Here is a 24,104-nt window from a genome sequence, read left to right as displayed (position 1 = left end):
ATTGTCGGCTGAGACAAAAACGCCGCTTCTCGGTCTGTCCGAGACATTTGCGACAGCTGGTCGGTCTTCGCGGCAGCGCGGACACAGTTCGGATTCGCGCGGTGCCTACCTCAGGGGCGACCCGATGCGCGACGTGCCCGTCAGGACGGCGAAAGCCGAATTCGCTCGTCCGGGAGGGGGTGGAACGTGCTATGCGAATGGCATGACCACCACCCCGGATCCTGAGCGCCTCGCGCGCATAGTGGCCTTCCTGCAAGGGGCCGAACCTCTCAAGGGCACGCTCCGCAGCGGCCACACCGGCGTCGGCCGGCCCGAAAGCGTCGCCGACCATTCCTGGCGATTGGCGCTGCTGGCGATCCTCTTGCGCGACGACCTGCCGGAGATCGACACGCTGAAGCTGGTGGAGCTCTGTCTCGTCCACGATCTGGGAGAGGCGATCTCGGGCGACGTGCCGGCCACCGAGCAGCGCGCCGACGATGGCCGCGAGGCGCGCGAGAAAGCCGATTTCGCCACGCTGACCGAGCCGCTGCCGAAGGATCTGCGCGACCGGATGCGCGCGCTCTGGGACGAATACGCCGCTGCGGACACTCCCGAAGCGCGCATGGCCAAGGGGCTCGACAAGATCGAGACGGTGCTTCAGCACGTCGCCGGGGCCAACCCTCCGGGCTTCGACTACGCCTTCAACCTGGGATACGGGCGTGCACGCACCGATACGCACCCGCTGCTGCGCGACATGCGCGCACTGGCCGATGAGATGACGCGGGCGCGGGCGGACGCCGCGGACTAGCTCTCGGAGCGGGCGGGCTTGCCCGGAGGCCGGTGCGACCGGCGGCGCAGGATCGGCACGATGCCGGGCAGCACCGCCGCCACGAAGATCAGCCCGAAGGCCACCGACGCGGCGAGACCCGTGGAGCTGGCAAAACCCGCGACCGGGAACAGCGTCGCCGCCGCCCCCTCGCGTAGGCCCCAGCCCGAGATCGAGACCGGGATCAGCATGGTAAAGAGAATCAGCGGCACCAATGTGACGATCGCCGCGAAGGGCAACTCGGTGCCGGTGGCGCGGGCGCAGAAGGCGAAGGCCCCGAGGTTGCAGGCCGTTGTGCCGATGCTCATTACCACCTGCCATGGCAGGACGCGCGGCTTCAGAATTGCCGCGTGCAGCGCGAACCAGAGGTCGTCGAGTGCGCGGCGCTGGGGCCCGGGCAACATCCATGTCAACCAGAACACCACCGGCACGGCCATGCCGCCGAGGACCAGCGGAAGCATGATCGACCGCAGCCAGAACGGCCATGTCAGCCCGCCGGGGGCGAAGTAGGTCCAGGCGAACCCCGTCGCCATGACGGCGAACACCACCGCCTGGCCCGCGAGCCGCTCGAACACGACGGCCTGGCTGGCGCGCAGCAGGCCCGCCTGGTGGCGCGCGCGCACCGCGCGGCCGGCATCGCCCACCATACCGCCCGGCAGCGACTGGTTCACGATCTGCGCCAGGTAATACTCGGAAATCGCCTGCCCGACAGTGAAGGTCTGTCCCAGTTCACGGGCGCAGAGCTTCCATCGCAGGGCGGACAGGACCGTCTGGATGCTGAGCGCGACCCATGCTGCCGCCAGCCACACCGGTTCGGCCCGACGCAGGATACGAAGGGCCTCCTGCCCGTCGACCGCGTGCCAGAGAATGGCGAGCACGGAGACGCTCACCACGATCTGAAGTATCCGCATCTGGGTGCGCGAGAGGCGCCCGGCCAAAGCCATGCCCGTCGTCCTTTTCCGTCCATCGCGCCCGCCCTGCTATATGGGGCGGAGGCAGGCCGCAGCAATCCATGTCCGGCGGGGGACCGCGCGGCATGGCGCGGGGTATACGCATCGCGCGCCGGATCACAGATCCGCGCCACACATTTTCGTGCAACGCGGCGGAGATGCCCCGGTCGCCGTCCCTGACACACCCGTCACGTTTGCGTGGCGCGGATTGTCGCAGGGGCGACAGGGTGCATTGTGCCACAACACACGCCCTGCCCACGAGGCTGCCGATGCTCGACGCCACCGCCCGCCGCATGATCGACCCGCCGCTGAACGCGGCCGGGCGGGTGCTGGCGCGCTGGGGGGCGACACCGAACGTCGTGACACTGGCGGGCCTCGCGTTGGGGCTGGCCGCTGCCGGCGCCGCCGCGTTCGGGGCCTTTGCCTGGGCGCTGGTGCTGCTACTCGTGTCGCGCCTTGCCGACGGGCTGGACGGCGCGGTGGCCCGCGCCAGCCACAAGAGCGATTACGGCGGTTATCTCGACATCACCTGCGACTTCCTCTTCTACGGCGTCTTCCCGCTCGGGTTCGTGTTGCACGACCCCGCCCAGAACGCCGTCGCGGGGGCGATCCTGCTGACATCGTTCTACTTCAACGGGGCGTCGTTCCTAGGGTACGCCATTCTTGCCGAGAAGCACGACATGGAGACTTCGGCGCAGGGCGTGAAGTCGCTCTACTATTCGAACGGCCTTCTCGAAGGCACCGAGACGATCCTCTTCTTCGTCGCCATCGCGTTGTTTCCGGGGCAGTTCCCGGTCTTGGCGGGGATCTTCGCGGCGCTATGCTTCGCGACCGGCGCCCTGCGCCTTTTCGGCGCGTATCGCGCCTTCGACTCAAGGGACTGACATGTTTCGCACAACGCTTTCCGCCCTCGCGCTCTGTACCGCGCTGCCGGCCTTCGCGCAGCCCGCACCGTCCGACTGGGACGCGGTGACCGAGGCCGCGGACGGGCAGACCGTCTACTGGCACGCCTGGGGCGGATCGACCGCGACCAACGACTTCATCGTCTGGATCGGCGATCGCGTGGCCGATGAGTACGGCGTTACGCTTGAGCACGTGAAGCTCGCCGACACCGCCGATGCGGTCACCCGCGTCCTGTCCGAGAAGCAGGCGGGCGAGGACGAGGATGGGGCCGTCGACCTGATCTGGATCAACGGTCCCAACTTCAAGTCGATGAAAGAGCAGGACCTGCTGTTCGGCCCCTTCGCCGAAGACCTGCCGAACTGGCAATACGTCGACGTGGACGGAAAGACCGTGCAGACGGACTTCACCGTGCCCACCGAGGGCTACGAGGCGCCGTGGGCGATGGCGCAAGTGGTCTTCATGCACGATACCGAAGACCTGCCCGAGCCGTTGCCCACCGCCGAAGCGATCCTTGACTGGGCCGAGGCCAATCCCGGCCGCTTCACCTACCCGCAGCCGCCCGATTTCCTCGGAACGACGTTTCTCAAGCAGATGCTGATCGAACTGGTGGACGACCCCGCCGTCCTTCAGCAGCCGGTGGACGAGGCCGATTACGACACCGTCGTCGCGCCGCTCTGGGACTATCTCGACGAGCTGACGCCGAACTTGTGGCGCAGCGGCGACGCCTATCCGCAGACCGGTCCGGACCAGCTGCGACTGATGGCCGATGACGAGATCGACCTCGCCATCTCGTTCAGCCCGGGCGAGGCGTCGACCGCCATCGCGGACAACCGCCTGCCGCCCTCGGTCCGGACATTCGTGCTGGAGGACGGCACATTGGGCAACGCGAGCTTCGTGGCGATCCCCTACAACTCGGGCTCCAAGGCCGGCGCGATGGTGGTCGCGAACGTCCTCATGTCCCCCGAGGCACAGGTCCGCGCGCAGGATCCGGACGTTCTGGGCTACGGCACCGTGCTTGACGTCGCCGAGCTCCCCGAAGAGGACCGCGCCGCATTCGAGGCGCTCGAGCTCGGCGTCGCGACTTTGTCGCCGCAGGACCTGGGAGAGGTCCAGCCCGAGCCGCACCCCAGCTGGATGACCCGGATCTCGGACGACTGGACCGACCGCTACGGCGCCGGCCGCTGATCCCGTGACCGCCGCGCGCCTGCCCGCCGGCCTGCGGGCCCTGCCGCCGCTCACGATGGTGGCGATGCTGGGTCCGGTGGCGGCGGGGCTGGCGGGTACGCTGCTGCCCGCGGCGGGGTTCTACCCGGCGGCGGGCCTGACGACCCTTGGCCTCGGGCCGCTGCAGAGCCTGCTCGACTGGCCCGGCCTGGCCGCCGCCGTGCGGCTGTCGCTGACCACCGGGTTCCTCGCCACCTTCGCGGCGCTTGCGATCACTGCGCTGTTTCTCGCCGGCTGGTCGGGCACGCGTGCCTTTCTCGCGCTGGAGCGGGTTCTGTCCCCGCTTCTGTCCGTGCCACATGCCGCCGCGGCCTTCGGACTGGCATTTCTCGTGGCTCCGTCGGGCTGGCTCGCGCGGCTTCTGTCGCCGTGGCTCACCGGGTGGGAGCGTCCACCCGACATTGCCGTGACGCAAGACCACTGGGGCCTCGCGATGGCGGCGGGGCTCACGGTGAAGGAGATGCCGTTCCTGCTGCTCATGGCGCTGGCGGCGCTGGGGCAATCCGATGCCACACGGCGGATGCGCGTCGCCGCGGCACTGGGATACGGGCGCGTCGCGGGGTGGCTTTTGGCGGTCTTCCCCTCGATCTACGCGCAAATTCGGCTGCCGGTCTACGTGGTGCTGGCCTACTCGATGTCGGTCGTGGACGTTGCGCTGATCCTCGGGCCGACCACGCCGCCAACGCTGTCGGTGCAGATCGTGCGCTGGATGGGCGACCCGGATCTCGCCATGCGGCTCACGGCTTCGGCGGGGGCCGTCCTGCAACTGGTTCTCGTTGGCGCGGCCCTGCTGGTCTGGCGCGCGGGCGAAGGCGCCGTCGCCTTTCTCGGCCGTCGCTGGATCGGTTCCGGCCTGCGCGCGGGTCGAGCCGATGCGGCCGCGCGTCCGGTTGCCCTCGGCGCGGCGGCCATCGCCGCGGGAAGCGTCCTGCTGGGACTGCTGACCCTCGGAATCTGGAGCGTCGCTGGCTTCTGGGGCTTCCCCGACCCACTGCCCGGCGGGCTGGACCTGCGAAGCTGGATGCGCTTCGCCACGGGCGGCGGCGCGACCGTCGCCACGACTGCGCTGATCGCCGCGATCGCCACCGGCCTGTCGCTGATTTTCGTGATCGGGTGCCTCGAAGCGGAACACCGCCGTGGCAAGGCCCTGTCGCAGAAGGGATTGTGGTTGATCTACCTGCCGCTTCTCGTGCCGCAGGTGGCGTTCCTGCCCGGCCTGCAGACCCTCCTGCTGTCGGTCGGTTTGAAAAGCGGGCTGGGGCCGGTGATCCTGGCGCACGTGGTCTTTGTCCTGCCCTATCTCTTCCTGTCGCTCGGCGATCCGTGGCGCGCCTGGGACCCGCGCTACGCGACCACGGCGGCGGCCCTCGGCGCGCGACCCGCCGGGGTGCTGTGGCGCGTGCGGCTGCCGATGCTTCTGCGTCCGATCCTGACGGCGGCGGCGGTGGCGATGGCGGTCAGCGTCGGGCAATACCTGCCGACGCTCATCGTCGGCGGCGGCCGCGTCGACACCCTGACGACCGAGGCGGTGGCGCTGGCCTCGGGCGGCGACCGCCGGGCCATCGGGGTCTACGGGCTCGCCCAGACCGCCGCGGTGATGGTGCCGTTCGGGGTGGCACTGATCGTCCCGGCGCTCGTGTTCCGGAACCGGAGGGCACTGCGTGGCTGAGGGACTGACGCTCGACGGTATCCGCATCCGCCGCGAGGGCGCGACGCTCGTGGAGATCGACCGGCACGTCGCGCCAGGCGAAGTGCTGACCGTGATGGGCCCCTCCGGTGCGGGCAAGTCGACCCTGCTGGCCTATCTCACCGGCACTCTTTCACGCGGGTTCGAAGGCGAGGGCCGTATTCTCCTGAACGGAGAGGACGTGACCGACGCGCCGGCCCATGCCCGCCGCATCGGCATCCTGTTCCAGGACGACCTGCTGTTTCCGCACCTGTCGGTGGGCGAGAACGCGGCCTTTGGGCTCGCCCCCGGCGGACGAGCGAGCGACCGGCGGGCCACCGTCGCCGAGGCGTTGGCCGATGTCGGCCTAGCCGGGTTCGAGGACCGTGATCCCGACACGTTGTCGGGCGGACAGAAGGCCCGCGTGGCACTGATCCGGATGCTGCTGTCCGAGCCGCGCGCGCTTCTGCTCGACGAGGCGTTCTCGGGCCTCGACGCCGCGCTGCGGGCGCAGATGCGCACGCTGGTCTTCGAAAGGGCCCGCACCCGCGCGCTGCCGGTGCTCATGGTCACCCACGACGCCGAGGACGCCCGCGCCGCGGGCGGCCCCGTATTCGAACTGGGCGGCGGGGCCTGACCCCTACTGGCCGAAGCCCGTCAGCGCGTCGAAATCCACCTGCTCGATCAGGGACATGAGGACCTCGGGCGCCGCGCCCTCGGCCTGCAGAAGGACCCGGTTTCCGATCAGCGCCATCGCCTGATCGTCCTGCAGGGCGATCCGCTGCCGGCCCACGCGCTCGACCGTCATACCCATCATGGCGGCGTTCGCGATCATGCCGGCCATCGAGGCAACCATCGGGTTGTCGGCCATGAGCGACATCGAGACCGTTTCCCCGTCCGGCCCCTCGTAGTCCGCCCCGGCCCCGACACCACCGCCCATCAACGCGAGTCCCTGCGCCATGTCCGTGTCGATCTCGCGACTCCAGCCTTCGGGAGCCTCGGGGAGGAACCGCTCGAGCGCGTCGGTCTTCAACTCCAGCAGCCGCTGGCGGGCGAAGTCGAGCTCGTCGATGGCGAACTGGATATCGCCGTCCTCGTAGGCAGAACGGGCGGCGTCCAGGGCCTCCGTGATTTCGTCCTCCTGCGCGGAGGCCGCCACGGGAAGAAGGGCCAAGAGCGCCGCGCCGGCGCCGAAATGGACAAAGCGCATCATTCGAACCTTTCGCGGCAACCAATCGCCTGTTCCGGACGTTATCCTAGGCGGCCCCTCGCGCAAAAGCCGGCTCATGGGTTCTTCGAGCCCGGACCGCTCTCTTTTGACGCAAATATGCACCTCCGCACGCGCGGGGAGGTTGAAGCCGGAAGGGAATGCGATCATTTGTCTCAGATGACCGACGCCGTGACAGACCCCGCGCTCGACGAATTGCTGTGCTTCGACCTTTACACGGCGCAGCATGCGTTCGGTCGTCTCTACAAGACACTTCTCGGGCCGCTGGACCTGACGTACCCGCAGTACCTCGTGCTCCGCACGCTCTGGGCCGAAAGTCCGCAGAGCGTGGGCGAGATCGGCAAGCGGCTGCACCTGGAAACCAATACGCTCACGCCGCTTCTCAAGCGGCTGGAAGCGCAGGGACGCGTGCGCCGGGTCCGCGACACCGCGGACGAAAGGCGCGTTCTGGTGCGGCTGACCGAAGGCGGACGCGGGCTGGAGGCCCGCGCGGCGCACGTTCCGCGGCGCGTGGCACAGGCGACGGGCATGACCCAGTCCGAGGCGATCGAGCTTCAGGCCCGTCTGCGCACTCTCGCCGATCAGCTCAACCGCGTGAGCTGACCGCGCGACCGGCGCTTCCGGCACCGCCGCAACTGCGCTATGCCCCTCCGTGCGAGCGCAACAAACCGATGCGCGCCACCGGCGGGAGGAGCCCACATGCGATTCGTGACACGCGCGGCGATCGTCCTGTTCTGGATCGTGGTGCTGGCCTTCCTGCACTACACTTTGCCGCAGAACGACGTGGTCCGGATCACCGATACCTACGAACGGCGACAGGACTTCGGGGGCATCAACCGGTTCTTCTGGACGCGAGCCGACGGATCGACCGCGGCCACCCAGAACCGGGACGTCTTCTTCATCCAGTCGCGCCGCGACGGTGGAGCGGTCCGGGTCTACCGCAACGAGGACACCGGCTGGGGCTGGCCGCCCTACTTCAAGTTCGACAGCTCGAACGTGCAGGCCGTCGCCTCGGACCTCAGCTCGACCGCCGCCGACCCCACATGGGTCGCGGTCAGCCATTACGGCTGGCGGCTGGAGTTCCTGTCGATCTATCCCAACGCGCTGTCGGTGCGCGCCGTCGAGGGGCCGGACGTGCGGATCTGGCCATGGCGCGCGATCATCACGCTGATCGTCCTGGCTGCCATCTTCTGGGCCATCTGGGTCCGCTGGCGCCGCTTCCGGCAGGCCCGGATCGACCCGGTGCTCGACGACTGGAGCGAGGGGTTCGACGCTGCCGGGGACCGCTTCGGCCGCCGACGCCGCAAGCTGCGGGACTGGTTCCGCGGCACCGGTCGCTGACGCGCCACCGCGTGCCCGACGCACCGAAATCGCACCGTTTCGGCCATATTCGCTGCCCAATCCACGCCTAGCCTGATCTTCGAGACGCCCCATCCGGGCCGGAGGACAGGAGAGGTCACGATGTTGCTTCCGACGCTTGCGGCATTCGGCTCCGCGCTGGCGATGAGCGCGGCCGGCTTCGCGCTGCTGTCCTCGGACCGGCGTGTGCCGGACGCGGCCCGGGCGCCGCGACCGCGGCCTGCACCGCCGGCGCCTCCCCTCGCGACCCCGCGCCGGATCATCCCGCCGGTCGTGGATGCGCCCGAACCCTATTTCAATGACTTCCGCCCCGACCTCGACCGACTCGTGGTGGTCTGCCCCGACGGCGCGACGATGCCAGGGCCCGAGGACTTGCGCCTGAGCTACGACGCCGACTACGACGAGACCGAGGTGCGGCTCGTTTCCGGCGACGCCGACCGACTGGTCTGCTACCTTCCCGGCGTGCGGCCCGAAGCCATCGATCTTGCCTCCGTCGAGTTCATCCCGGCAGGGGCCGCGGCAGCGCTTCTGGCCGACGCCTGACCAATCCCTCCGGCCACTCAGCGGGCCGGACCTGACGCGGCCCCGCGCCGCAGCGGAGCCGAGGCACCATGCCGAACCTCCTCGCCTACCTGGCGCTGGCGCTCTGGCCGGTGGTGACGGCACTACTGTTCCGCCGCCTGTCGCCCGCACGCGCGATGATCCTCGCGCTGGTTGGCGGCTACCTTCTGCTGCCCGAACCGCCCGCGGCCTTCGACCTGCCGCTGTTCCCGCCACTGACCAAGCACAATATCCCCGCGCTCTCGGCCTTGGTGGCGCTGGTCTGGACGCAGGGGGCCGGTGCATCGCTGCTGCCGCGCAACGGCCTCGCGCGGGTGCTTCTGGCAATCTTCGTGCTGTCGCCCGTGGTCACGGTGCTGGCCAATCCCGAACCGTTGGTCTTTACCGGCAACTACGTGCCCGGTCTCGGGCTCAAGGACGCGGTCGCCCTGCCGCTGCAACAGGCCCTGCTTATTTTACCGTTCCTGCTGGCGCGGCGACTTCTGGCCACCGGACCGGCGCAGCGCGAGCTGCTCCTGGCCCTGTTTCACGGCGGGCTGGTCTACTCGGTGCTCATGCTGATCGAGATCCGCCTGTCGCCGCAGCTGAACCTGTGGATCTACGGCTACTTCCAGCACTCGTTCGAGCAGACCATCCGCTTCGGCGGCTTCCGCCCGACCGTGTTCCTCTACCACGGCATCTGGGTCGCGTTCTTCTGCATGAGCGCGCTGGTCGCGGCGTGGGCGCTGTGGAAGTCGGACCGGGAGGGCAACCGCATCACCTATTTCGTCGGGGGCCTCTACCTCGCCGCGGTGCTGGTCCTGGCCAAGTCGCTGGGGGCGATCGTTCTGGCGGTGGGCCTCGTGCCGCTGGTGCTGCTGCTCGGGCCGGTGATGCAGATCAACGCGGCGATTCTGATCGCCTGCCTCGCGCTGTCCTACCCGCTGATGAAAGGGGTGGGCGCTGTGCCCGAGGATGCCATCCTCGAGAGGGCCGCGGCGGTCAGCCCCGACCGCGCGAACTCGGTCGGCTTCCGCTTCGACCAGGAGAACCAGCTTCTGGACCGCGCGCAGCGCAAGCCTCTCTTCGGCTGGGGCAGCTGGGGGCGCAACCATGTCCACGACGAGGTGACCGGCCGGATCGAGACCGTGGCCGACGGGCGCTGGATCATCACCATCGGGATCTACGGCTGGATCGGTTTTCTTGCCGAGTTCGGCCTGATTTCGCTGCCGCTGTTCCTGCTCTGGCGCGAAACCGTGAGCCGCCGCAACGGCGAGGTGACGCCCTTCATCGCGCCGCTGGGTCTGCTTCTCGCCTTCAACCTCTTCGACATGCTGCCGAACGCCACGCTCACCCCGATCACCTGGATGATCGCCGGGGCGCTGACAGGGTATGCCGAGGCGCTGCGGTCCGAGCGCCTGCAAGAGCCCAAGCAGCCCCGGTCGCGCCTTGGCTGGAAACCCATCCTGTGATGGCAACGACTTCGCGCCCTCGCGTCCTCGTCATCGCCGAGGCGGCCAATCCCGAGTGGGTGTCGGTGCCGCTGGTCGGCTGGTCGCTGGCCCGCGCGCTGTCCGAAGTCGCGGATGTCCACCTTGTCACGCAGGTGCGAAACCGCGACGCCATCCTGCGCGCCGGGCTGCGCGAGGGCACCGACTTTACCGCGATCGACTCCGAGGCGTTGGCGGGGCCGGCGTGGCGCGTGGCACAGGCCTTGCGCATGGGCGAGGGCAAGGGCTGGACGATGATCCAGGCACTGAACGCTCTGTCCTACCCGTGGTTCGAGCGGCTGGTCTGGCGACGCTTCGGCAGCGAGATCACGCGCGGCGACTGGGATATCGTGCACCGCGTCACGCCGTTGTCGCCGACGATTCCCTCGCCCCTCGCCGCGAAAGTCGCCCGCACCGGTACGGCCGTCCTACTCGGTCCGCTCAACGGCGGGGTGCCGTGGCCACGCGCCTTCGACGCCGAGCGGCGGCGCGAGAGGGAATGGCTGAGTTACCTGCGCGGTGTCTACCGCGCCCTGCCCGGCCGCGACGCCACCTTGCGCCACGCGACCGCCATCCTCGCGGGATCGCGTCACACCGCCTCCGAGATTCCCGCGCGCCACGCGCACAAGGTGGTCTGGCTACCCGAGAACGGCATCGACCCGGAGCGGTTCGGCACGGCGCAGACGCGCCCTTCCGACGGCCCGCTGGTCGCGTGCTTCGTGGGCCGGCTGGTGCCCTACAAGGGGCCGGACATGCTGCTGGAGGCGGCGCTGCCGCTGTTGCACGCGGGCCGGATGCGGCTCGAGATCGTCGGAGACGGCCCGATGATGGACACGTTGCGCGCGGCCGCACCCGTGGGCGACGCGGTGACGTTCCACGGCTGGCGTCCGCATGCGGACGTCCAGCGCGTGCTGGGCCGGGCACACCTGTTCGCCTTTCCCTCGATCCGGGAATTCGGCGGTGGTGCCGTGCTCGAGGCAATGGCTCTTGGGGTGCCGCCGCTGGTGGTGGACTACGCCGGACCCGGAGAGCTGGTGGACGACCGCACGGGCTACACCGTGCCCCTGACCGACCGCGCCGGGATCGTGGCCGCCATGCGGGCGCGGCTGACGGCTCTTGCGAACGATCGCTCCGGGCTGGCCGCGCGCGGTGCTGCCGGCCGGGACCGCGTGTCCCGGCATTTCACATGGCATACCAAGGCGCGGCAGATCGCGACGCTCTATGACTGGGCGCTTAATGCGGCCGACGATACGCCGCCTCCGACTCTCCTCAGCCTCTGATCACACGCGTCACTTCACGACCACGGCTTCGCGGGAACCCTGCCCCTGCGACGGCGGCAGGAAGGCGCGCGAGCGGGTCTGACGCCGCAGGTCCCGCGCCAGAAGCGCCGCCTGCGTCCGGTTCTGCGCCTTCAGCTTGCGCATGACCTGCCGGATGTGGCTTTTGACCGTCGCCTCCGAGAGATCGAGCGTCCGCGCGATCTCCTTGTTGGACGCTCCCTCGGCCAGCGCCGCCAGGACGTCGTACTGGCGCGGGGTCAGGTCGTGATCGGAGTTGTCCCCGATTTCGTCCTCGGCGTGGTCGGGCCCGGTCGCCTCGTCGATGCCCTGCGGCAGGTAGGACATGGTGCGCGGATCCTGCACAGTGTCGCGCGCGTGCGGGATGTAGCACCCACCCGCCGCGATGAAGGTAAGAGCCGCGAACACCACCTCGGGGGTCTCGGAGGTGCGGATCGCGCCACGCAGGCCGAGATCGAACGCCACGGCGACGCAGGCCGGGCTGAGCGTATCGACGATCACCGCGAGCGCCCCGTCATGGGCCTTGGCCATCGCCGCCACCCGCTCTCGTCCCTCGGGGCTAGACAACGGCAATCCACCGAGGTTCACCAGAACGAGGTTCGGCCGGGTCCCGGTCTCCTCGCACCCGACCGCATCGAGATCCGCGCCGGACACGAGCCCGACGCCGGAGCGCGGGGCCCAGGTGGCCAGCATCGCGGCGAAGGCGGCACGGCGCAGCGGAAGGGGGTCGATCAGGGCGATCGACAGGACAGTCTCGGTCATGGCTTTAAACCCAGGTGGCAGACGGCCTGCGCGAGAGGTGGCAGCCCTCGTGCGCGGCGGGAAAAACGGGCGCGTCCGGTTCAGTGCGGACGCTGTATCATTTTATGGAGTCTCTAGCACAAAGGGATGAGGCCCGCGACGGAATTCAATTCCGAAGGGGCTCGAAAGTCGCATCGCGCAACCTTTGCGTACAATTTTCAAAACTCGAAACAACTAAATACTTAAAAACGCACCAATTAATAAGCATGGCCGCAGATCACTAAACCAAAGGTTTATTCATCAAATGCAGAGTTTGACCCAGATCGATTCGCCGGGGCCATTCGCCTAGTCTGACCTGAACAGGCCATCGTTTCCACTTAGAAAGACATGCCTGAGCAATTCCCCCACTGTTTGCATCGCGAGAACGACCGTCAGCGCGGCCGCCAGTGCCGCCGCCCCCGCGAAGCCGAGGGCAGACAGGTGCCCCCCTGCCACCAGCGCCGCACTGAGGGCGAGGTTGAACCCGAGGAACGCCGCCTGGACCGCGGCGAAGGCCGCCTTGCGGTTGGCAAGGATCAGCACCCCCGACGCAGCCAGCAGGATCATGTGCAGGAACGCCCCGGCGATCCCCGTGCGCAGCAGCAGCAACTGGTCGAGCCGGAGCCCCCCCGCCGCCGCAAGCGCCGGCGAGGCGAGGATCAGGGCCGCACTCAGCGCCGCCTGCGCCACCGTGATCCGCCACAGCCCGGTCCAGAGCCGGGCCGCGACGACCCCCACCGCACGCTCTGCCCCGGACAGGGATGTTCCCCGCGTAAGTTCGGACCGGAACCGTGCCATCGCCGCGCGGACGGGCCCCTCGTAGAACATGGCGATGGCCGCAAGGCCCGGCAAAACCGAAAGCTGCGCGAGGAACAGCGCGCTGTCGTAGGCCGGCAGGTGCCGGAAGCCTGCGGCCGAGACCTGTCCCCCGGCCCACGCCCACGCCACCCACTTGTCCGCCCAGACGCCCGCGATGGCGAGGCTTGCGCCCAGCGCCAGCGGCCAGGCCGACCGTCCAGCGCCGCCAAGGCGGCGGGCAGCGTCACGCAGGGCCGCGGGGGTCAGCGCGGCGGGGTCGAGCGGCACCACGCACAGCGCGAAGCACAGCGCGATTCCCGTGGTGAAGCACCACACCACGTCCGCCCCCGACCGTGCGATTCCCGCCACGGCCAGCGACAGCCCGAGCGCCGCTGCCATGCCCACCGCGAAAGCGACGATCAGGCGGTACCGGGCGCGACATGCGGTCAGGACCGGGAACGCGGTCCACATCATGGCCGACACCGCGGTCAGCACCGCGAAGGCCAGCGCGAGGCCGGGATCGGTCAGCCCGAAGATCAGCGCAACCGTCGCGGCCAGCGCCTCTGCTCCTATGCCTGCGATTCCGGCGGCGATCATGAGAATGGCCCCCACCGGAACCTCGGCATCGGTCCCGACGGCGTCGGTCACCGCGCGCGCGGCGATCACACCGGCAGGCGCGGCGACGATGGGCCCCAGCATGAAGGCGTAGACGATGGCGAGGCGCATGTCCTCGAGCACCACGGCGCCAAGACGCGGCTCGGTCGCGGCGCCGATCAGGGTCAACGTGACAATCGCGAGGATCCACGGCCCCGCCGCCACCAGAAGTCCGGCCCCGATCTGGCGCAGGGGCGACAGAAGCGGTCCGTCGAACCACCAGTCGGTCTGCCGCGCGACCTGCCGGATCAGGCTCGCCGCGCTCATGCCGCGAGCTCACGATAAAGCGCGGCGTAACGGGCCGCCGAGGCCTCGGAGGTGAAGCCGGCCTCGACCCGTGCACGCAATGTCTCACCGCAGGACCGGCGCAGCTCGGGATCCTCCAGCAACTTCAGAACCGCCGCGCCCAGCGCGTCCGGATCCATCGGCGGCGCCACGAAGCCGCCCCGTCCCAATGGTGGGTCCTCGCCGGGCGGACCTTCGAGGATTTCGCGGCACGAGCCCACGTCGGTTGCGACGCACGGAATGCGCGCCGCCCCGGCTTCGAGCAGGACCAGAGGCTGCGCTTCGCTGATCGAGGTCAGCAGCATGACGTCGAGGCTGGGCAGGATGTCGAAGATGTTCATCCGCCCGGTAAAACGCACCGTATCCTCGAGCTTCAGTTCCACGACACGGCGCTGGCAGGCGGCGAAATAGTCCTCGTCCTCCTCGGTCGGGCCGATGATGAGCCATTCCACATCCGGCACCGCGTCGCGCACCACGGCGGCGGCGCGGATGCAGGCCTCTATATCCTTGATCGGCACAACCCGGCCGATCAGCCCCACCACGGGCCGGGGCTTGCCGGTGACCGGGGTCAGCCCCTCGAATTTCTGCAAGGCGATGCCGTTGGGAATGACCGATAGCCGGTCCTCCTCGGCGCCCAACGCGCGCTGGAAGGTCTGGTTGGCGCCGTAGAGCGTGGTGATCCGGTCCGTCCGAGCGTAGGCGACGCGGGCGAACCCCTCGAACATATGGGTCCAGAGGTCGCGCACCTCGCGCCGGGTGTCGTCGAGGCGAAACCCCTTGTGGACCCTGTCCGACAGCCAGCCCGCCATCACCAGGTCGATTCGCCGTTCGTTGGTGTAGATGCCGTGCTCAGTGATCGCGGCCCGGCCGCCGGTCTCGCGCGCGGCGCGGGCGGCATAGAGGCCCGCGTAACCGGTCGAGATCGCGTGATAGACCCTGGCCTTCGGAACCGGCGCCGTCAGAACGGACATGAGCCCGCCCACAAGCGTACGCCACGCCCAGAACACGTCCGACAGGGGCGCCTCGGGGGCCAGCGCCCGCGCGCAGGTCTCGATTGCGGTCCAGGCCGGGCCGGAAGACACGAGGTCGGCGTGATCCGGCCTGCGCGCCGGGGTGCCGAGGCCGAAGTGCCGGCGGCGCACTGGGCGGCGGGCGAGGTCGGCCAGTTCGTCGAACGCCTGCGGATCTCCCTTTGACCAGAGCCGCGTGAGGGCCTCGCCATAGGCGTCGCCGTCGATCTCGGGCCTGCCGGGCCGGGGCCGGCGCGACGGTGGCGACAACGGCAGCGTCTGCAGCCCGACAACATTGTCCGGCAACTCGTATTTCAGGTCCCGTGGTTGCGCGTCGGCGGTCAGGGCGACGACCGAGAACGTGGTTTCTGGCTGGGTGCGGATCAGCCAGTCGAGCCACGAGGACACCCCGCCCGCGACGAAGGGATAACAGCCCTCGACGACGATGCAGACATCCGCCTGCGGGGCTTCAATGGCCGAGCTCATGCCGGGGCGCTCCGGACCGCGCGACGGCGCCCGGAACCGGTGCCGCCGTTTTCATGCCGGGTGTGGGTCTCGGGCTCTGCCGGGGTGACGACGCCATCGAGCGCGGCGGGATCGACGAAGCCCGAGCCTCGCACCACCGCCAGCTCGGCCGAGTGGGCCTCTCCGGTCAGGCCCGTGGTGCCATGTGTCAGCGCCCGCGCCCGCGCGGCGTAGCCGTCGCGCAGGTGGGCAAAGACCGCCGCCGCCTGCACCCGAACAGCCGGAATGTCCGAGGCCAGCGCCCTGTCGAGGGCCGGCCGAAGCGCGGGCGCGTAGTCGCGCACCATCGCCGCAAGCGCAGTCTGCTGGTCGGCGAGGCTCCCCGACACGAAGATCTCGGCCAGCGCGGGCACCGGCGCGGCGTCGGGGCGGGGCCGGCGGCCCTCCGCGATCTCGGCGCAGATTCGGTCGGCGCGGGATTGGTCGGGACCGGCGGGCAGGTCATCGGCCTCCGGTCCCGGAGCGGCGAGCGCCCGGCCCGGCCCGGTCAGGGCGATCAGTAGGACCGGCCCCGCCAAGGGCCCGAGCGTGAGGGACGCTCCCGCGACAAGCGCCATCGCAGGGCGGTCGCGCCACAGGACAGGCAGGCACAGGAAGGTCGCGAGGACATGGCAGAGCAGCGCCGCCCAGAGGCTGGGTCCGAAGACCGCCAGCGCCACGCTCGCCACGCCGGCGGCCGTCAGGCCGCCCGCGACGAATGCGCGCCGGAGGACCGGATCACCGGCGGCGCCGGTCACGGCGCGCCTTGCCCGCATCATCCGCACCGAGGCCCAGGTCGCGACTCAGCCGGTCGATGGAGATCCGCGCCATCTCGGCCAGGATCTCCACGCGGTCGGCGGCAGCATCGGCGGCGGCTGCGTCCACGGCCCGGAACACGACCATTGCGGTCAGTCCGGCCTCGACCGTCGCGGCCCGCTCGGCCAGTCGGACAGCACCGCCGCCCGGAAGACCGGCGGCGGACAGCGTCACGGTCGCCCCCGTGACATCCTCTGCGGCAGCGCGCAGCGCCATGGCGGCGGTCTCGGCATCGTCTCCCAGCGCATCGCCGTCGCCCAGAAGCAGCGTGCCATCGGCGGGATCGCGGGCGACCAAGGCCACCGGACCGTCAAGAAGCGCCCTGGCCGCAGCCTCGAACGTGGCTGGCAGTTCGTCGCCGCGCGCACCGGCCAGGGCCGACAGTTCGGGCAACGCCCGGCGCAGCAGCGCGCCTTTAGCCGTCGGCACGGGCGCCGGGGCCGGATCGGCAGCCGGGCGGGCCGCAGCCTCGCGCTCGAGCGAGACGATCATGTCATCCATGCGCTCCACCTCCGCCGCGAGACTGTCGGTCATCCCCTCGAGCCGCGCCGCGTCGGCGCGCAGGGTCTCGGTCTCGACGATCTGTTTCTGACGATAGAGCCCGACGATCAGGGCGACAACGAGCCACTGCAAGGGCAGAACCGCGGCCCGCGCGGCATAGACGGCGGCATCCTCGCCTACGAGCCGGTCCGGCCAACCCATCAGCACCGTCGCCATCGCCACCGCGGCGCAGCCGACGGCGGTGCCGTGCTGGAGCGCGGCGATCAGGATGACGATCCAGAACGGGTGAAGGGTAAGCGTGTCGTAGAAGCCCGGCGCGAAAAGGAAGCGCTCGGCCGCGGCGAGCAGCAGCAGCAGGACCACCGCGCCCACCACGCCGCGCATGAGGTCGTCGCGTGCGGTCCCGCGGCGCAGCGCGGAGGTTGGTCCGTCGTGTCCTACCGCGCTCATCGCTGCGCCGTCCCGGCGACGCTCGCGTCGGCCACGTTCTGCGATACGGTCACGAGGTCGCCGGGCAGGAGCGGCAGGTCCGGCGTGCCCGCGATGGTCTCGGTCCGCAGCCCCGAGCGGCGCTCGACGATAACGCTGCGGTCGCCCGGCGCGCCGCCGAGATCGGCCAGCTGCGCGTTCACCGCCGCGATCTGCGCGTCCAGCGCGTTGCGATCGGCCAGCGCCTCCGCCACCGACAGGGCGAGCGTCCGGTCTGCCTCGGAGTGGTCCAGCGCGACGACCCGCTCGTGCCGGTCCCGGGCCTGACGGGCCTCGATCACCCGGGTCTCGGCATCCTGCACGGTCAGCTCGAGGTCGGCCAGGCGCCCGTTGAGCGAGTCGAGCCGCAACTCGTCGAATGTCCGCTGGGAACTACAGCGCCCGCGGCAGTCGGTGCCAAGCGCGTCCTCCAGGAGGTCCCGCTCGGCGGTCAGGTCGGCGAGGCGCGCCCGCATCAGGTCGCGGCGGTCGATGGCGAGGGCCAGCGCGCTGTCGAGGTCGTCACGGGCCGCCGCGTCGCGCTCGGCCCGGATCTCGCGAGAGCCGAGGGCGGCGCGCAGAACCGCCTCCTCGCCCTCGATACGGTCGGCGCCGAGACGCTCGGTCAGGGCGCGCCGGTCGGTGGGGTCGAGCGCGAGGTCCGGCGCACCCGCCCGCTGCGCCGCCAGCCGCGCATGTTCCAGAACCAGGCCCGCCCGCAGCGCCCGCAGCTCGTCGCGACGCGCGGCCAGCGTACGACGCAACGCGGTGTCCGCGGCCCCGCCCGAGCTGGCCCCGGCCTTGGCGATTACCGCGCTCACGGTCAGGCCCGGCGTGTAGTCGTAGCTGCCCGGCGCGATCACGGCGCCCTGCACGAGAACCGGCGGACGCGCCGCGAAGGAGGCGGTGACGGTGGCCGACAGGCCCATCTCGTCGCCCAGCGCCGCCGAGACCGGTCCTTCGAGGCAGGCCAGAGGCTGGCCGATCGCGGCGATGCGCCCGAGACCCGGCATGGCGATGTCGCCGCCGGCCTCGACCGGGAATGTGCCCGAAAGGTCGCGTCGCTCGAACCGCTCGGCGCCGTCGGCCGCATCCTCGAAGACCCGCAGGGCGATGCGGTCTCCGATCCGCGCGCGGTCGGCCTCTGCCGCCCCGTCCTCGCAGCGCGCTGTAGCAGATCCGAAAAGCCCCGGCTGACGGGGAAGAGCGTCCGATGTCACACGCGGCGACACTGCACCGGCGAAGGCAAGTCGTTCGGGCCCCGTGGCCTGCGTCGTGGCGGGCGCCGCCGGCCTGACCACGGGCTGCGCGCCCGCGGGCATCGTTCCGGCGAGCATCGGCAGCTTCTCCGCGCCGACGATGGCGAGAAGCGCGATGAGACCCACGGCGGCCTTGGACAGCGTTGCGCCAAGCATGGCATTCCTTTCGATCCGAAGACTCGCCCCCACGGCCTTCGCAATGAACGCTTGGCACCCTATTATTGCCCCAAATTTTTCACAATCCTCCATAGGGTGCGCGTTCGGAGGAGCCGCTCCCGACGCATCATCCGAAAGGTGTAGATATGCCGCTCTTTCGGCTGTGCCTCGGGCTGCTGGCCGCGATGGTGACCCTGCCCGGAGCCGCGCTCGCGCTCTGCGACGGGGCCGATGCATTGCCCGACCATGTGATCGCGCTGGTCGACCGCAGGGCCGAGCCCGACCCCGCCGCGGGACGCATCGCAACGCTGGCCGGCCCGACGCTGGCGCGGCTGGGTCTCACACCGTTGTATATCGATGCGGCGGCATCCTTGCCCGATGACCTAGACATGACCCGGATCGCGGGCGTTCTCAGCTGGTTCGACGGACCGGTGCCACGTCCGGACGTATTGGCCGAATGGATGAACGCGAACGAGGCCGCGTGCGGCGCGGCGCTGCCGACGCTGGTCCTGGGCGATGCCGGCGGTCCGGCTTTGTGGCAGCGGTTGGGCACGGACGGCCGCCGCGCGACGATCCTACACGACGGCGCGGCACGCAGCCTGACCGTGCAGGCCCGCTGGCTGGGTGCGGACGCGCCGCTCTCGGTGCCGCCCGGACCGGTCGATGCCCCGCGCCTGCCACCTGGGGCCACACCCCTCGCCACCCTGCGCGGACCGGACGGCCTGCCCCGCGCACTGGGGTTCGAGACGGGGACCCGGACTTGGGTGTCGGACCGTATCGTGCGCGCGGCGGACGGGCGCGGCGCCCTTCTGTGGCTGGCTGATCCGGACTCGCTGTTCTCGCGCCTGGCGCCAGCGGGACCGCATCCGGTTCCGGACCTGTCCGTGGCGCAGGGACGCCGCATCGGGCTGGCCATTCTCGACCCCGACGGCTGGACGCGGCGCGGCGCAGCCACGGGGCTGTCCTCGCTCGGCCAGCCGGCGCATGACCTCGCCGCCGACTGGGCTGCCGCGGCCAACGGAGCCCCGCTGAGCTTCGCGTGGCCGGCGCCCGGCGCGCTGCAGGCGGACGGCCCCGCCGGCTCGGCGGCGCAGGAGGCCGCCGGCACGCTGTCGGCTTTGCCCGGCGTCTGGACCCTGCCATTGTCCGAGGGCGGTTGGCTCGGCGATCCCGACACGCCCCGCCTACGGGTCGGCAGCCCGGCAACAACGCCGTGGGACGCCCCGCCCCGCCTCGATGCTCTCGAGGTGCGCCCTCTCGCCGGTCCCCCGGGCTTCGCCGATCCGACCGGGCTGCACACCCGGGCCGCTACGGTGACCGATACCGCCGCGCCCACGCCCGTCGCGCCGGACGTTCTGCTGGTGAGGGCGTCGGACTTTCTGACCTTTCCCGGGCGCTCGGGCGCCTCTTCGGCACTGGCGCAGACGACCGGACCCGAGCGGACGCCGATGGACGCGACCTCCTACGGCGAATGGCTCCAGACCACGCGCGATACCCGGATCCTTCCCGAAGGACCCCTGCGCTGGCGCGTGACCCGACCGGGCGGCCCGGGGACGCTGCGCATCGATGACGCGGGGACCCTGGCGCTCGATCTTTCCGACAGCACCGGTGTTCTGGGCGCACGTCGCTTCGGCGCGTCGCTGTTCCTGGCACTGGACCCGGCGTCCACTGGGGCGGTGATCTCCCTCGCGGAGAGCCGGGACAGCGCAGCCGCGCGTTTCACCCCCGGCGACATCTCCTTGATCGAGGCCGGGCCGCGGCTGTCCGACCTGCGCCGCACCGCCTGCGCCGTAGTCGTTACGATCTCCGGCTCGGCACCGGGATCCACGCGGTGGTCCATAGCAGGCGAGGCACCACGGGCCCGGATCGACGGCGCACCGGTTCCAATGGAGCGGGACGAGAACGGCTGGCAGGTCGATGTGCCGGACAGCCGGGCGGCCCCGGTGACGCTCGAAATCGACGCCGGGTGTGCTGAATGATCCGATGGAGAGAGGTCCTTCTGGCGCTCGGCGCGCTGACGCTGGCGTTCGGTGCGGCGGCACTGTGGCTGCGCCCGGATCCGAACCTCGGCACCGAGGCCGACATTGCGGCGCTGCCTCCGGCCGAGGCGCTTGCGCGTCTGGATGCGATGGACGGACCGTTGGCGCCACAACTCGCCTTCCGACAGGCAGCACTCGCCGCCGAGGCCGGCGACACGCTGCGCGCCGACACCCTGCTTGCCCAACTGGCCGATCGCACGCCTGAAGCTGCCGCGATCCCCGTTGCGCGCGCGGATCTGGCCCTTCGCCGTGGAGACACCGCCGCCGCGGCCGGCAAACTCGCGAACGCCCACGCGCTCGCGTCGGACCCCGAGGTGCGCGCCCGGCTCGGGCTGCTGCTCCGGCGCGCTGGCGACACCGAGGCCGAGCGTCTGTTGCTGACGGCCACCCCGCTCGTCGAGCTCTCGGGTGCCGAACGCCTGCGTCGGGTCGATCTCCTGGCGCAGCTGGATGCCGAAAGCGCGTTGGACGACGCCGTGGCCGCGGCCGCGCTTGGCGGACCCGAGAGCCCGGCCCTGGTCGAACGGGCGACCGCTCTGGCGCTGACTTCCGGACGAGACTCCGTTCTGATCGCGGCAGCAGAGGCTTGGCTGGGCCGCTCGGACGCCGCCGTCTTGGCGCGCAGCCTCGCATCAGGGCTTGCTCTCGTTCCGCAGAGGGCCGCGCCCGTCGCCGCCGAGGTCATCGCACGTCGCCCCGCCGCGCGCGCGATCCTTGTCACCGCGCTGGCCGAGGCCGGGGCATACGGCGCGGCCCGACCGCTCTTGCGACCGTGGCTGGAGGCGCGCGGCGCCCCTGACGCTTCGACGTGGCGCGCGGTCACGGCCTATGCCGAGCGGAGCGGGGATCTGGGCGCGCTCGAAAGCCTTCTGCGCCGCGCGCCCGATACCGCACCTGCCGCCGCACTGCTTCCCTTCGTGCGCTACGACGGCGCGCAGGGCCTCCTCCCGTGGCGCGCGCTCCTGACAGAGGCGCGGCTGTCCGAAGCACCCCTGGTGGACGCCGCCTGGGCCGCCTGGCGCCAACGCCCGGACCGCGCCTTCGCGGCCTTGGAGCGCGCCGCGCGGAACGGCGCGGATCCCGCGCTCTGGCGGATCGTGGCCGAGGATCTCGACGGGACGGGCTATCTGGAACGGTTGCGCGCCATGGCCGCCCGCGATCCCGCCGTCGCGGCGATGTTCGACGGGTAAGCCTGGGCGGTCGCTGGGCACGGCGCCGAGGAGTCGAAGGTGAACGACGCGGCGGGCTCGACGACCGCGCATCCCACCGGATCCGCAGTCGCTACGGCGTAAGCGGACGCGACGGGAAAAGCTGTGAAAAGGCGCCGTTCGGCGCGATATAGGGTCGATAGCCACGGCGCCGGGCACGGTCCGCCAGCGCAGCGGCGGCGTCCGCCCCGGCGTAGTCGATCGTCAGGATCGGCACGCCCGCGACGCTCCAGTCCTCGGTCAGCGCGGCATGAAGATCGGGATGGTCGGCGCCGCCCAGCGCGTCCTCCACCAGGATACCGTCTACCGCGTCCGTGACCGCACGGAACGCTCCCGCGGAGGCCGGACCGGCGTCGCGGCCGAGGAACACGCCGTTGTTCATCACGATCAGGGCGTCGCAGTCGATCTTTCGGGCTTCCGACGCCACGGACTGCACCAGCGCCATCAGAGTCCGCGCGGCACCGGGCACATCGGCGGGCGCGCCGGAGCCACCGGGCGCCATGCTGCCGGCGGCGAAGTAGTTCAGCGCATCGTCGAGGAACAGCCCGTTGGCCCACGTCGCCAGCAAACGGCGCACACGGTCGCGCAGGAGCGCCTCCCACTCGGGGCGCCAGAACGCGGCAAGCTTGTCGCCTGACGCGGTCTCCGGGCCGACCCAGACGGGTGTCGAACCATCGCCCGGCCAGTAGTCACGCCAAGGCTCGACCTCGGTCAGGTTGAGATAGACCAGAACCGGGCGCGCCCCGTCATGGTTGATCCGGCGCATCTCGTCGGGCGTGAAGAGGACCTCGTGTCCATCGGCACTGTCGGGCGCTCCTATGCGCGCGGCCTCCACGATCAGCAGACCGTGCGGCGCGGCGGCGAGCGTGTCGGCGTCGTAGCCCTCGCCCCAGTACTGCACGCCGAAGCCGTCCTCGAGCGCGGCGGCAATGCGGGTGGCGCGTCCGCCATCGCACTCCGCCGAGGCGGCCGTCGCCCCAAGCGTCATGAGCGCCGCCCCCACGAACCGCGCCGCCCGGATCACACCAGCGCGCCGCCGAGGTTGATCGGGCGTAGCCCGGCCAGGTCCTCGACCGCGCGGCCGAAGCGGCGGTTCTGCGCGGCCACGAGGCCGAGAAGCCCGACGTCGCGCTGTGCCGTCGCGGCCGACTGGAACCGCCAGTGGTCCCGGCACATCTCGGCCAGCCCGAACGACGGGGTCCAGCCGAAGAGCGACCGGGCCAGCGACGGATCCGCAAGCGACGCCGCGGCATCGCCCGGACGCCGGGGCACGAGGCGGTAGGGCACATCGAAGCCGCAGGCTTCGGAGAAGGCCCGGATCACCTGCAGCACGGTGGCGCCGGTTCCCGTTCCGAGGTTCACCCGCCGGTGCGGCAGCACGTTCGCGCCGTCCGACAGCAGATGCTCGACCGCGGCGACATGGCCGCGGGCGAGGTCGACCACGTGGATATAGTCGCGGCTGCCGGTACCGTCCGCCGTGTCGTAGTCAGAGCCGTAGACCTGCACCGCGTCGCGCAGCCCGGCCGCGGTCTGTGCGATGTAGGGAAAGAGGTTGTTCGGCACGCCGCGCGGGTTCTCCCCGATCAGGGCCGAGGGATGGGCGCCAACCGGGTTGAAATAGCGCAGCGACAGCGCCCGGAAGTCCGGCATCGCGGCGGCGGTGTCGTCGATGATCTCTTCGGTCATCAGCTTCGTGCGCCCGTAGGGGTTCGAGATCGAGGTCGGCGCCGTCTCGGGGATCGGCAGCACCTTGGCGGCACCGTAGACCGTCGCCGACGAGGAGAACACCAGCCTGTCGCAGCCGACCGAGCGCATCGCCGACAGCACGGACACCGCGCCCGAGAGGTTGTCGTGGTAGTACAGCAACGGGTCGGCCACGGACTCGCCCACCGCCTTCTTGCCGGCAAAGTGGATCACGGCGTCGCAGTCGTGCTGGGTCAGCACGTCGGCCACGAGAAGGGCGTCGCGCACGTCCCCCTCGACAAGGCGCACGTCACCGGGCGCGATGGCGGGTATCCGCGCCGCGACCTCGCGGTCGGAGTTCTCGAAGTTGTCGAGGATCACCACCGAGTGGCCGGCCCTCAGCAGCTCCACGCAGGTGTGCGATCCAATGTAGCCGGCGCCGCCGGTCGCGAGAATACGTCCCTTCATCGTCGGGGTCCC

At 70.6% G+C, this 24,104-nt stretch carries 22 protein-coding genes; 12 read left to right on the top strand and 10 right to left on the bottom strand.

Annotated features, from left to right (window positions below; translation table 11 throughout):
- Positions 1-202 precede the first annotated feature (202 nt).
- Positions 203-787, top strand: a complete 585-nt coding sequence (locus tag BMX29_RS13305) for an HD domain-containing protein (protein WP_092813597.1) — start codon at positions 203-205, stop codon at positions 785-787.
- Here BMX29_RS13305 and BMX29_RS13300 read toward each other — a convergent pair.
- On the bottom strand, positions 784-1,749 hold the full coding sequence (locus BMX29_RS13300; protein WP_092813594.1) for a lysylphosphatidylglycerol synthase transmembrane domain-containing protein: 966 nt from the start codon (positions 1,747-1,749) through the stop codon (positions 784-786). The genes BMX29_RS13305 and BMX29_RS13300 overlap by 4 nt on opposite strands.
- A gap of 275 nt (positions 1,750-2,024) precedes the next feature.
- On the opposite strand from BMX29_RS13300, the gene BMX29_RS13295 reads away from it, so the two are divergent.
- From BMX29_RS13295 to BMX29_RS13280, 4 genes are read left to right on the top strand one after another with little or no spacing between them, the layout of a single operon-like run.
- Positions 2,025-2,639, top strand: coding sequence for a CDP-alcohol phosphatidyltransferase family protein (locus tag BMX29_RS13295; RefSeq protein WP_092813591.1), 615 nt, complete (start codon positions 2,025-2,027; stop codon positions 2,637-2,639).
- 1 nt (position 2,640) lies between these two features.
- Positions 2,641-3,843, top strand: coding sequence for an ABC transporter substrate-binding protein (locus BMX29_RS13290; protein WP_092813588.1), 1,203 nt, complete (start codon positions 2,641-2,643; stop codon positions 3,841-3,843).
- A gap of 55 nt (positions 3,844-3,898) precedes the next feature.
- The gene (locus BMX29_RS13285) at positions 3,899-5,551 is read left to right on the top strand and encodes an ABC transporter permease (RefSeq protein WP_092813719.1); all 1,653 of its coding nucleotides are present in this window, start codon (positions 3,899-3,901) and stop codon (positions 5,549-5,551) included.
- A complete protein-coding gene (locus BMX29_RS13280; protein ID WP_092813586.1) occupies positions 5,544-6,185 on the top strand; it encodes an ATP-binding cassette domain-containing protein in 642 nt (213 codons plus the stop codon). Before BMX29_RS13285 ends, BMX29_RS13280 begins: the two co-directional genes overlap by 8 nt.
- A 3-nt stretch (positions 6,186-6,188) precedes the next feature.
- Here the strand turns inward: BMX29_RS13280 and BMX29_RS13275 are convergent, their stop codons facing one another.
- A complete protein-coding gene (locus tag BMX29_RS13275; RefSeq protein ID WP_092813583.1) occupies positions 6,189-6,761 on the bottom strand; it encodes a hypothetical protein in 573 nt (190 codons plus the stop codon).
- 174 nt (positions 6,762-6,935) lie between these two features.
- Between BMX29_RS13275 and BMX29_RS13270 the strand changes: the two genes are divergently transcribed.
- From BMX29_RS13270 to BMX29_RS13250, 5 genes are all read left to right on the top strand, one after another.
- Positions 6,936-7,379, top strand: coding sequence for a MarR family winged helix-turn-helix transcriptional regulator (locus BMX29_RS13270; protein ID WP_043844248.1), 444 nt, complete (start codon positions 6,936-6,938; stop codon positions 7,377-7,379).
- 96 nt (positions 7,380-7,475) lie between these two features.
- Positions 7,476-8,117: a DUF1523 family protein gene (locus BMX29_RS13265; protein WP_092813581.1), complete on the top strand. Its 642-nt coding sequence runs from the start codon at positions 7,476-7,478 to the stop codon at positions 8,115-8,117.
- A 120-nt stretch (positions 8,118-8,237) separates the two neighbouring features.
- Positions 8,238-8,678, top strand: coding sequence for a hypothetical protein (locus tag BMX29_RS13260; protein ID WP_092813578.1), 441 nt, complete (start codon positions 8,238-8,240; stop codon positions 8,676-8,678).
- Positions 8,679-8,746: 68 nt separating this feature from the next.
- A complete protein-coding gene (locus BMX29_RS13255; RefSeq protein WP_092813575.1) occupies positions 8,747-10,147 on the top strand; it encodes a hypothetical protein in 1,401 nt (466 codons plus the stop codon).
- Positions 10,147-11,445: a glycosyltransferase family 4 protein gene (locus tag BMX29_RS13250; RefSeq protein ID WP_092813573.1), complete on the top strand. Its 1,299-nt coding sequence runs from the start codon at positions 10,147-10,149 to the stop codon at positions 11,443-11,445. Before BMX29_RS13255 ends, BMX29_RS13250 begins: the two co-directional genes overlap by 1 nt.
- A gap of 9 nt (positions 11,446-11,454) precedes the next feature.
- Here BMX29_RS13250 and BMX29_RS13245 read toward each other — a convergent pair whose 3' ends face one another.
- The 6 genes from BMX29_RS13245 to BMX29_RS19250 all read right to left on the bottom strand — a co-directional run bounded on the left by BMX29_RS13245 (position 11,455) and on the right by BMX29_RS19250 (position 18,694).
- Positions 11,455-12,225 (bottom strand): helix-turn-helix transcriptional regulator, encoded by a 771-nt coding sequence (locus tag BMX29_RS13245; protein ID WP_092813570.1) that lies wholly within the window; start codon positions 12,223-12,225, stop codon positions 11,455-11,457.
- 324 nt (positions 12,226-12,549) lie between these two features.
- Positions 12,550-13,962 carry an exopolysaccharide Pel transporter PelG gene (gene pelG, locus BMX29_RS13240; RefSeq protein WP_092813567.1) on the bottom strand — a complete coding sequence of 471 codons (1,413 nt, stop codon included), beginning with the start codon at positions 13,960-13,962 and terminating at the stop codon, positions 12,550-12,552.
- Positions 13,959-15,476: a GT4 family glycosyltransferase PelF gene (gene pelF / locus BMX29_RS13235; protein ID WP_092813564.1), complete on the bottom strand. Its 1,518-nt coding sequence runs from the start codon at positions 15,474-15,476 to the stop codon at positions 13,959-13,961. The genes pelG and pelF overlap by 4 nt, the downstream gene beginning before the upstream one ends.
- A complete protein-coding gene (locus tag BMX29_RS13230; RefSeq protein ID WP_139197007.1) occupies positions 15,473-16,252 on the bottom strand; it encodes a hypothetical protein in 780 nt (259 codons plus the stop codon). Before BMX29_RS13230 ends, pelF begins: the two co-directional genes overlap by 4 nt.
- Positions 16,233-17,261 carry a hypothetical protein gene (locus tag BMX29_RS13225; protein ID WP_092813559.1) on the bottom strand — a complete coding sequence of 343 codons (1,029 nt, stop codon included), beginning with the start codon at positions 17,259-17,261 and terminating at the stop codon, positions 16,233-16,235. The genes BMX29_RS13230 and BMX29_RS13225 overlap by 20 nt, the downstream gene beginning before the upstream one ends.
- On the bottom strand, positions 17,258-18,694 hold the full coding sequence (locus BMX29_RS19250) for a hypothetical protein (protein ID WP_092813556.1): 1,437 nt from the start codon (positions 18,692-18,694) through the stop codon (positions 17,258-17,260). The genes BMX29_RS13225 and BMX29_RS19250 overlap by 4 nt, the downstream gene beginning before the upstream one ends.
- Positions 18,695-18,840: 146 nt before the next feature.
- Here BMX29_RS19250 and BMX29_RS13215 point away from each other — a divergent pair, with 146 nt between their 5' ends.
- Positions 18,841-20,673, top strand: a complete 1,833-nt coding sequence (locus BMX29_RS13215; RefSeq protein WP_092813553.1) for a hypothetical protein — start codon at positions 18,841-18,843, stop codon at positions 20,671-20,673.
- Positions 20,670-21,923, top strand: a complete 1,254-nt coding sequence (locus BMX29_RS13210) for a hypothetical protein (protein WP_092813550.1) — start codon at positions 20,670-20,672, stop codon at positions 21,921-21,923. The genes BMX29_RS13215 and BMX29_RS13210 overlap by 4 nt, the downstream gene beginning before the upstream one ends.
- A 91-nt stretch (positions 21,924-22,014) precedes the next feature.
- On the opposite strand, the gene BMX29_RS13205 is transcribed toward BMX29_RS13210, so the two are convergent.
- Positions 22,015-22,929, bottom strand: a complete 915-nt coding sequence (locus tag BMX29_RS13205) for an endo alpha-1,4 polygalactosaminidase (RefSeq protein WP_139197005.1) — start codon at positions 22,927-22,929, stop codon at positions 22,015-22,017.
- A 32-nt stretch (positions 22,930-22,961) separates the two neighbouring features.
- Positions 22,962-24,092 carry a UDP-glucose 4-epimerase GalE gene (gene galE / locus BMX29_RS13200; RefSeq protein WP_092813544.1) on the bottom strand — a complete coding sequence of 377 codons (1,131 nt, stop codon included), beginning with the start codon at positions 24,090-24,092 and terminating at the stop codon, positions 22,962-22,964.
- Between the last annotated feature and the right edge of the window lie 12 nt (positions 24,093-24,104).

It is taken from the genome of Roseivivax marinus, assembly GCF_900109705.1.
GTDB classification, from domain to species: domain Bacteria; phylum Pseudomonadota; class Alphaproteobacteria; order Rhodobacterales; family Rhodobacteraceae; genus Roseivivax; species Roseivivax marinus.
The sequence above is the reverse complement of the archived record's forward strand: the minus strand, read 5'-3'. Positions and strand labels throughout refer to the sequence as shown.

What these genes read in the sequence shown, in the direction of transcription:
- BMX29_RS13305 (WP_092813597.1), top strand. Translation starts at nt 203, where the DNA reads ATGACCACCACCCCGGATCCTGAGCGCCTCGCGCGCATAGTGGCCTTC.
- BMX29_RS13300 (WP_092813594.1), bottom strand. Translation starts at nt 1,749, where the DNA reads ATGGCTTTGGCCGGGCGCCTCTCGCGCACCCAGATGCGGATACTTCAG.
- BMX29_RS13295 (WP_092813591.1), top strand. Translation starts at nt 2,025, where the DNA reads ATGCTCGACGCCACCGCCCGCCGCATGATCGACCCGCCGCTGAACGCG.
- BMX29_RS13290 (WP_092813588.1), top strand. Translation starts at nt 2,641, where the DNA reads ATGTTTCGCACAACGCTTTCCGCCCTCGCGCTCTGTACCGCGCTGCCG.
- BMX29_RS13285 (WP_092813719.1), top strand. Translation starts at nt 3,899, where the DNA reads ATGGTGGCGATGCTGGGTCCGGTGGCGGCGGGGCTGGCGGGTACGCTG.
- BMX29_RS13275 (WP_092813583.1), bottom strand. Translation starts at nt 6,761, where the DNA reads ATGATGCGCTTTGTCCATTTCGGCGCCGGCGCGGCGCTCTTGGCCCTT.
- BMX29_RS13270 (WP_043844248.1), top strand. Translation starts at nt 6,936, where the DNA reads ATGACCGACGCCGTGACAGACCCCGCGCTCGACGAATTGCTGTGCTTC.
- BMX29_RS13265 (WP_092813581.1), top strand. Translation starts at nt 7,476, where the DNA reads ATGCGATTCGTGACACGCGCGGCGATCGTCCTGTTCTGGATCGTGGTG.
- BMX29_RS13260 (WP_092813578.1), top strand. Translation starts at nt 8,238, where the DNA reads ATGTTGCTTCCGACGCTTGCGGCATTCGGCTCCGCGCTGGCGATGAGC.
- BMX29_RS13255 (WP_092813575.1), top strand. Translation starts at nt 8,747, where the DNA reads ATGCCGAACCTCCTCGCCTACCTGGCGCTGGCGCTCTGGCCGGTGGTG.
- BMX29_RS13250 (WP_092813573.1), top strand. Translation starts at nt 10,147, where the DNA reads ATGGCAACGACTTCGCGCCCTCGCGTCCTCGTCATCGCCGAGGCGGCC.
- BMX29_RS13245 (WP_092813570.1), bottom strand. Translation starts at nt 12,225, where the DNA reads ATGACCGAGACTGTCCTGTCGATCGCCCTGATCGACCCCCTTCCGCTG.
- pelG (WP_092813567.1), bottom strand. Translation starts at nt 13,962, where the DNA reads ATGAGCGCGGCGAGCCTGATCCGGCAGGTCGCGCGGCAGACCGACTGG.
- pelF (WP_092813564.1), bottom strand. Translation starts at nt 15,476, where the DNA reads ATGAGCTCGGCCATTGAAGCCCCGCAGGCGGATGTCTGCATCGTCGTC.
- BMX29_RS13225 (WP_092813559.1), bottom strand. Translation starts at nt 17,261, where the DNA reads ATGAGCGCGGTAGGACACGACGGACCAACCTCCGCGCTGCGCCGCGGG.
- BMX29_RS19250 (WP_092813556.1), bottom strand. Translation starts at nt 18,694, where the DNA reads ATGCTTGGCGCAACGCTGTCCAAGGCCGCCGTGGGTCTCATCGCGCTT.
- BMX29_RS13215 (WP_092813553.1), top strand. Translation starts at nt 18,841, where the DNA reads ATGCCGCTCTTTCGGCTGTGCCTCGGGCTGCTGGCCGCGATGGTGACC.
- BMX29_RS13210 (WP_092813550.1), top strand. Translation starts at nt 20,670, where the DNA reads ATGATCCGATGGAGAGAGGTCCTTCTGGCGCTCGGCGCGCTGACGCTG.
- BMX29_RS13205 (WP_139197005.1), bottom strand. Translation starts at nt 22,929, where the DNA reads ATGACGCTTGGGGCGACGGCCGCCTCGGCGGAGTGCGATGGCGGACGC.
- galE (WP_092813544.1), bottom strand. Translation starts at nt 24,092, where the DNA reads ATGAAGGGACGTATTCTCGCGACCGGCGGCGCCGGCTACATTGGATCG.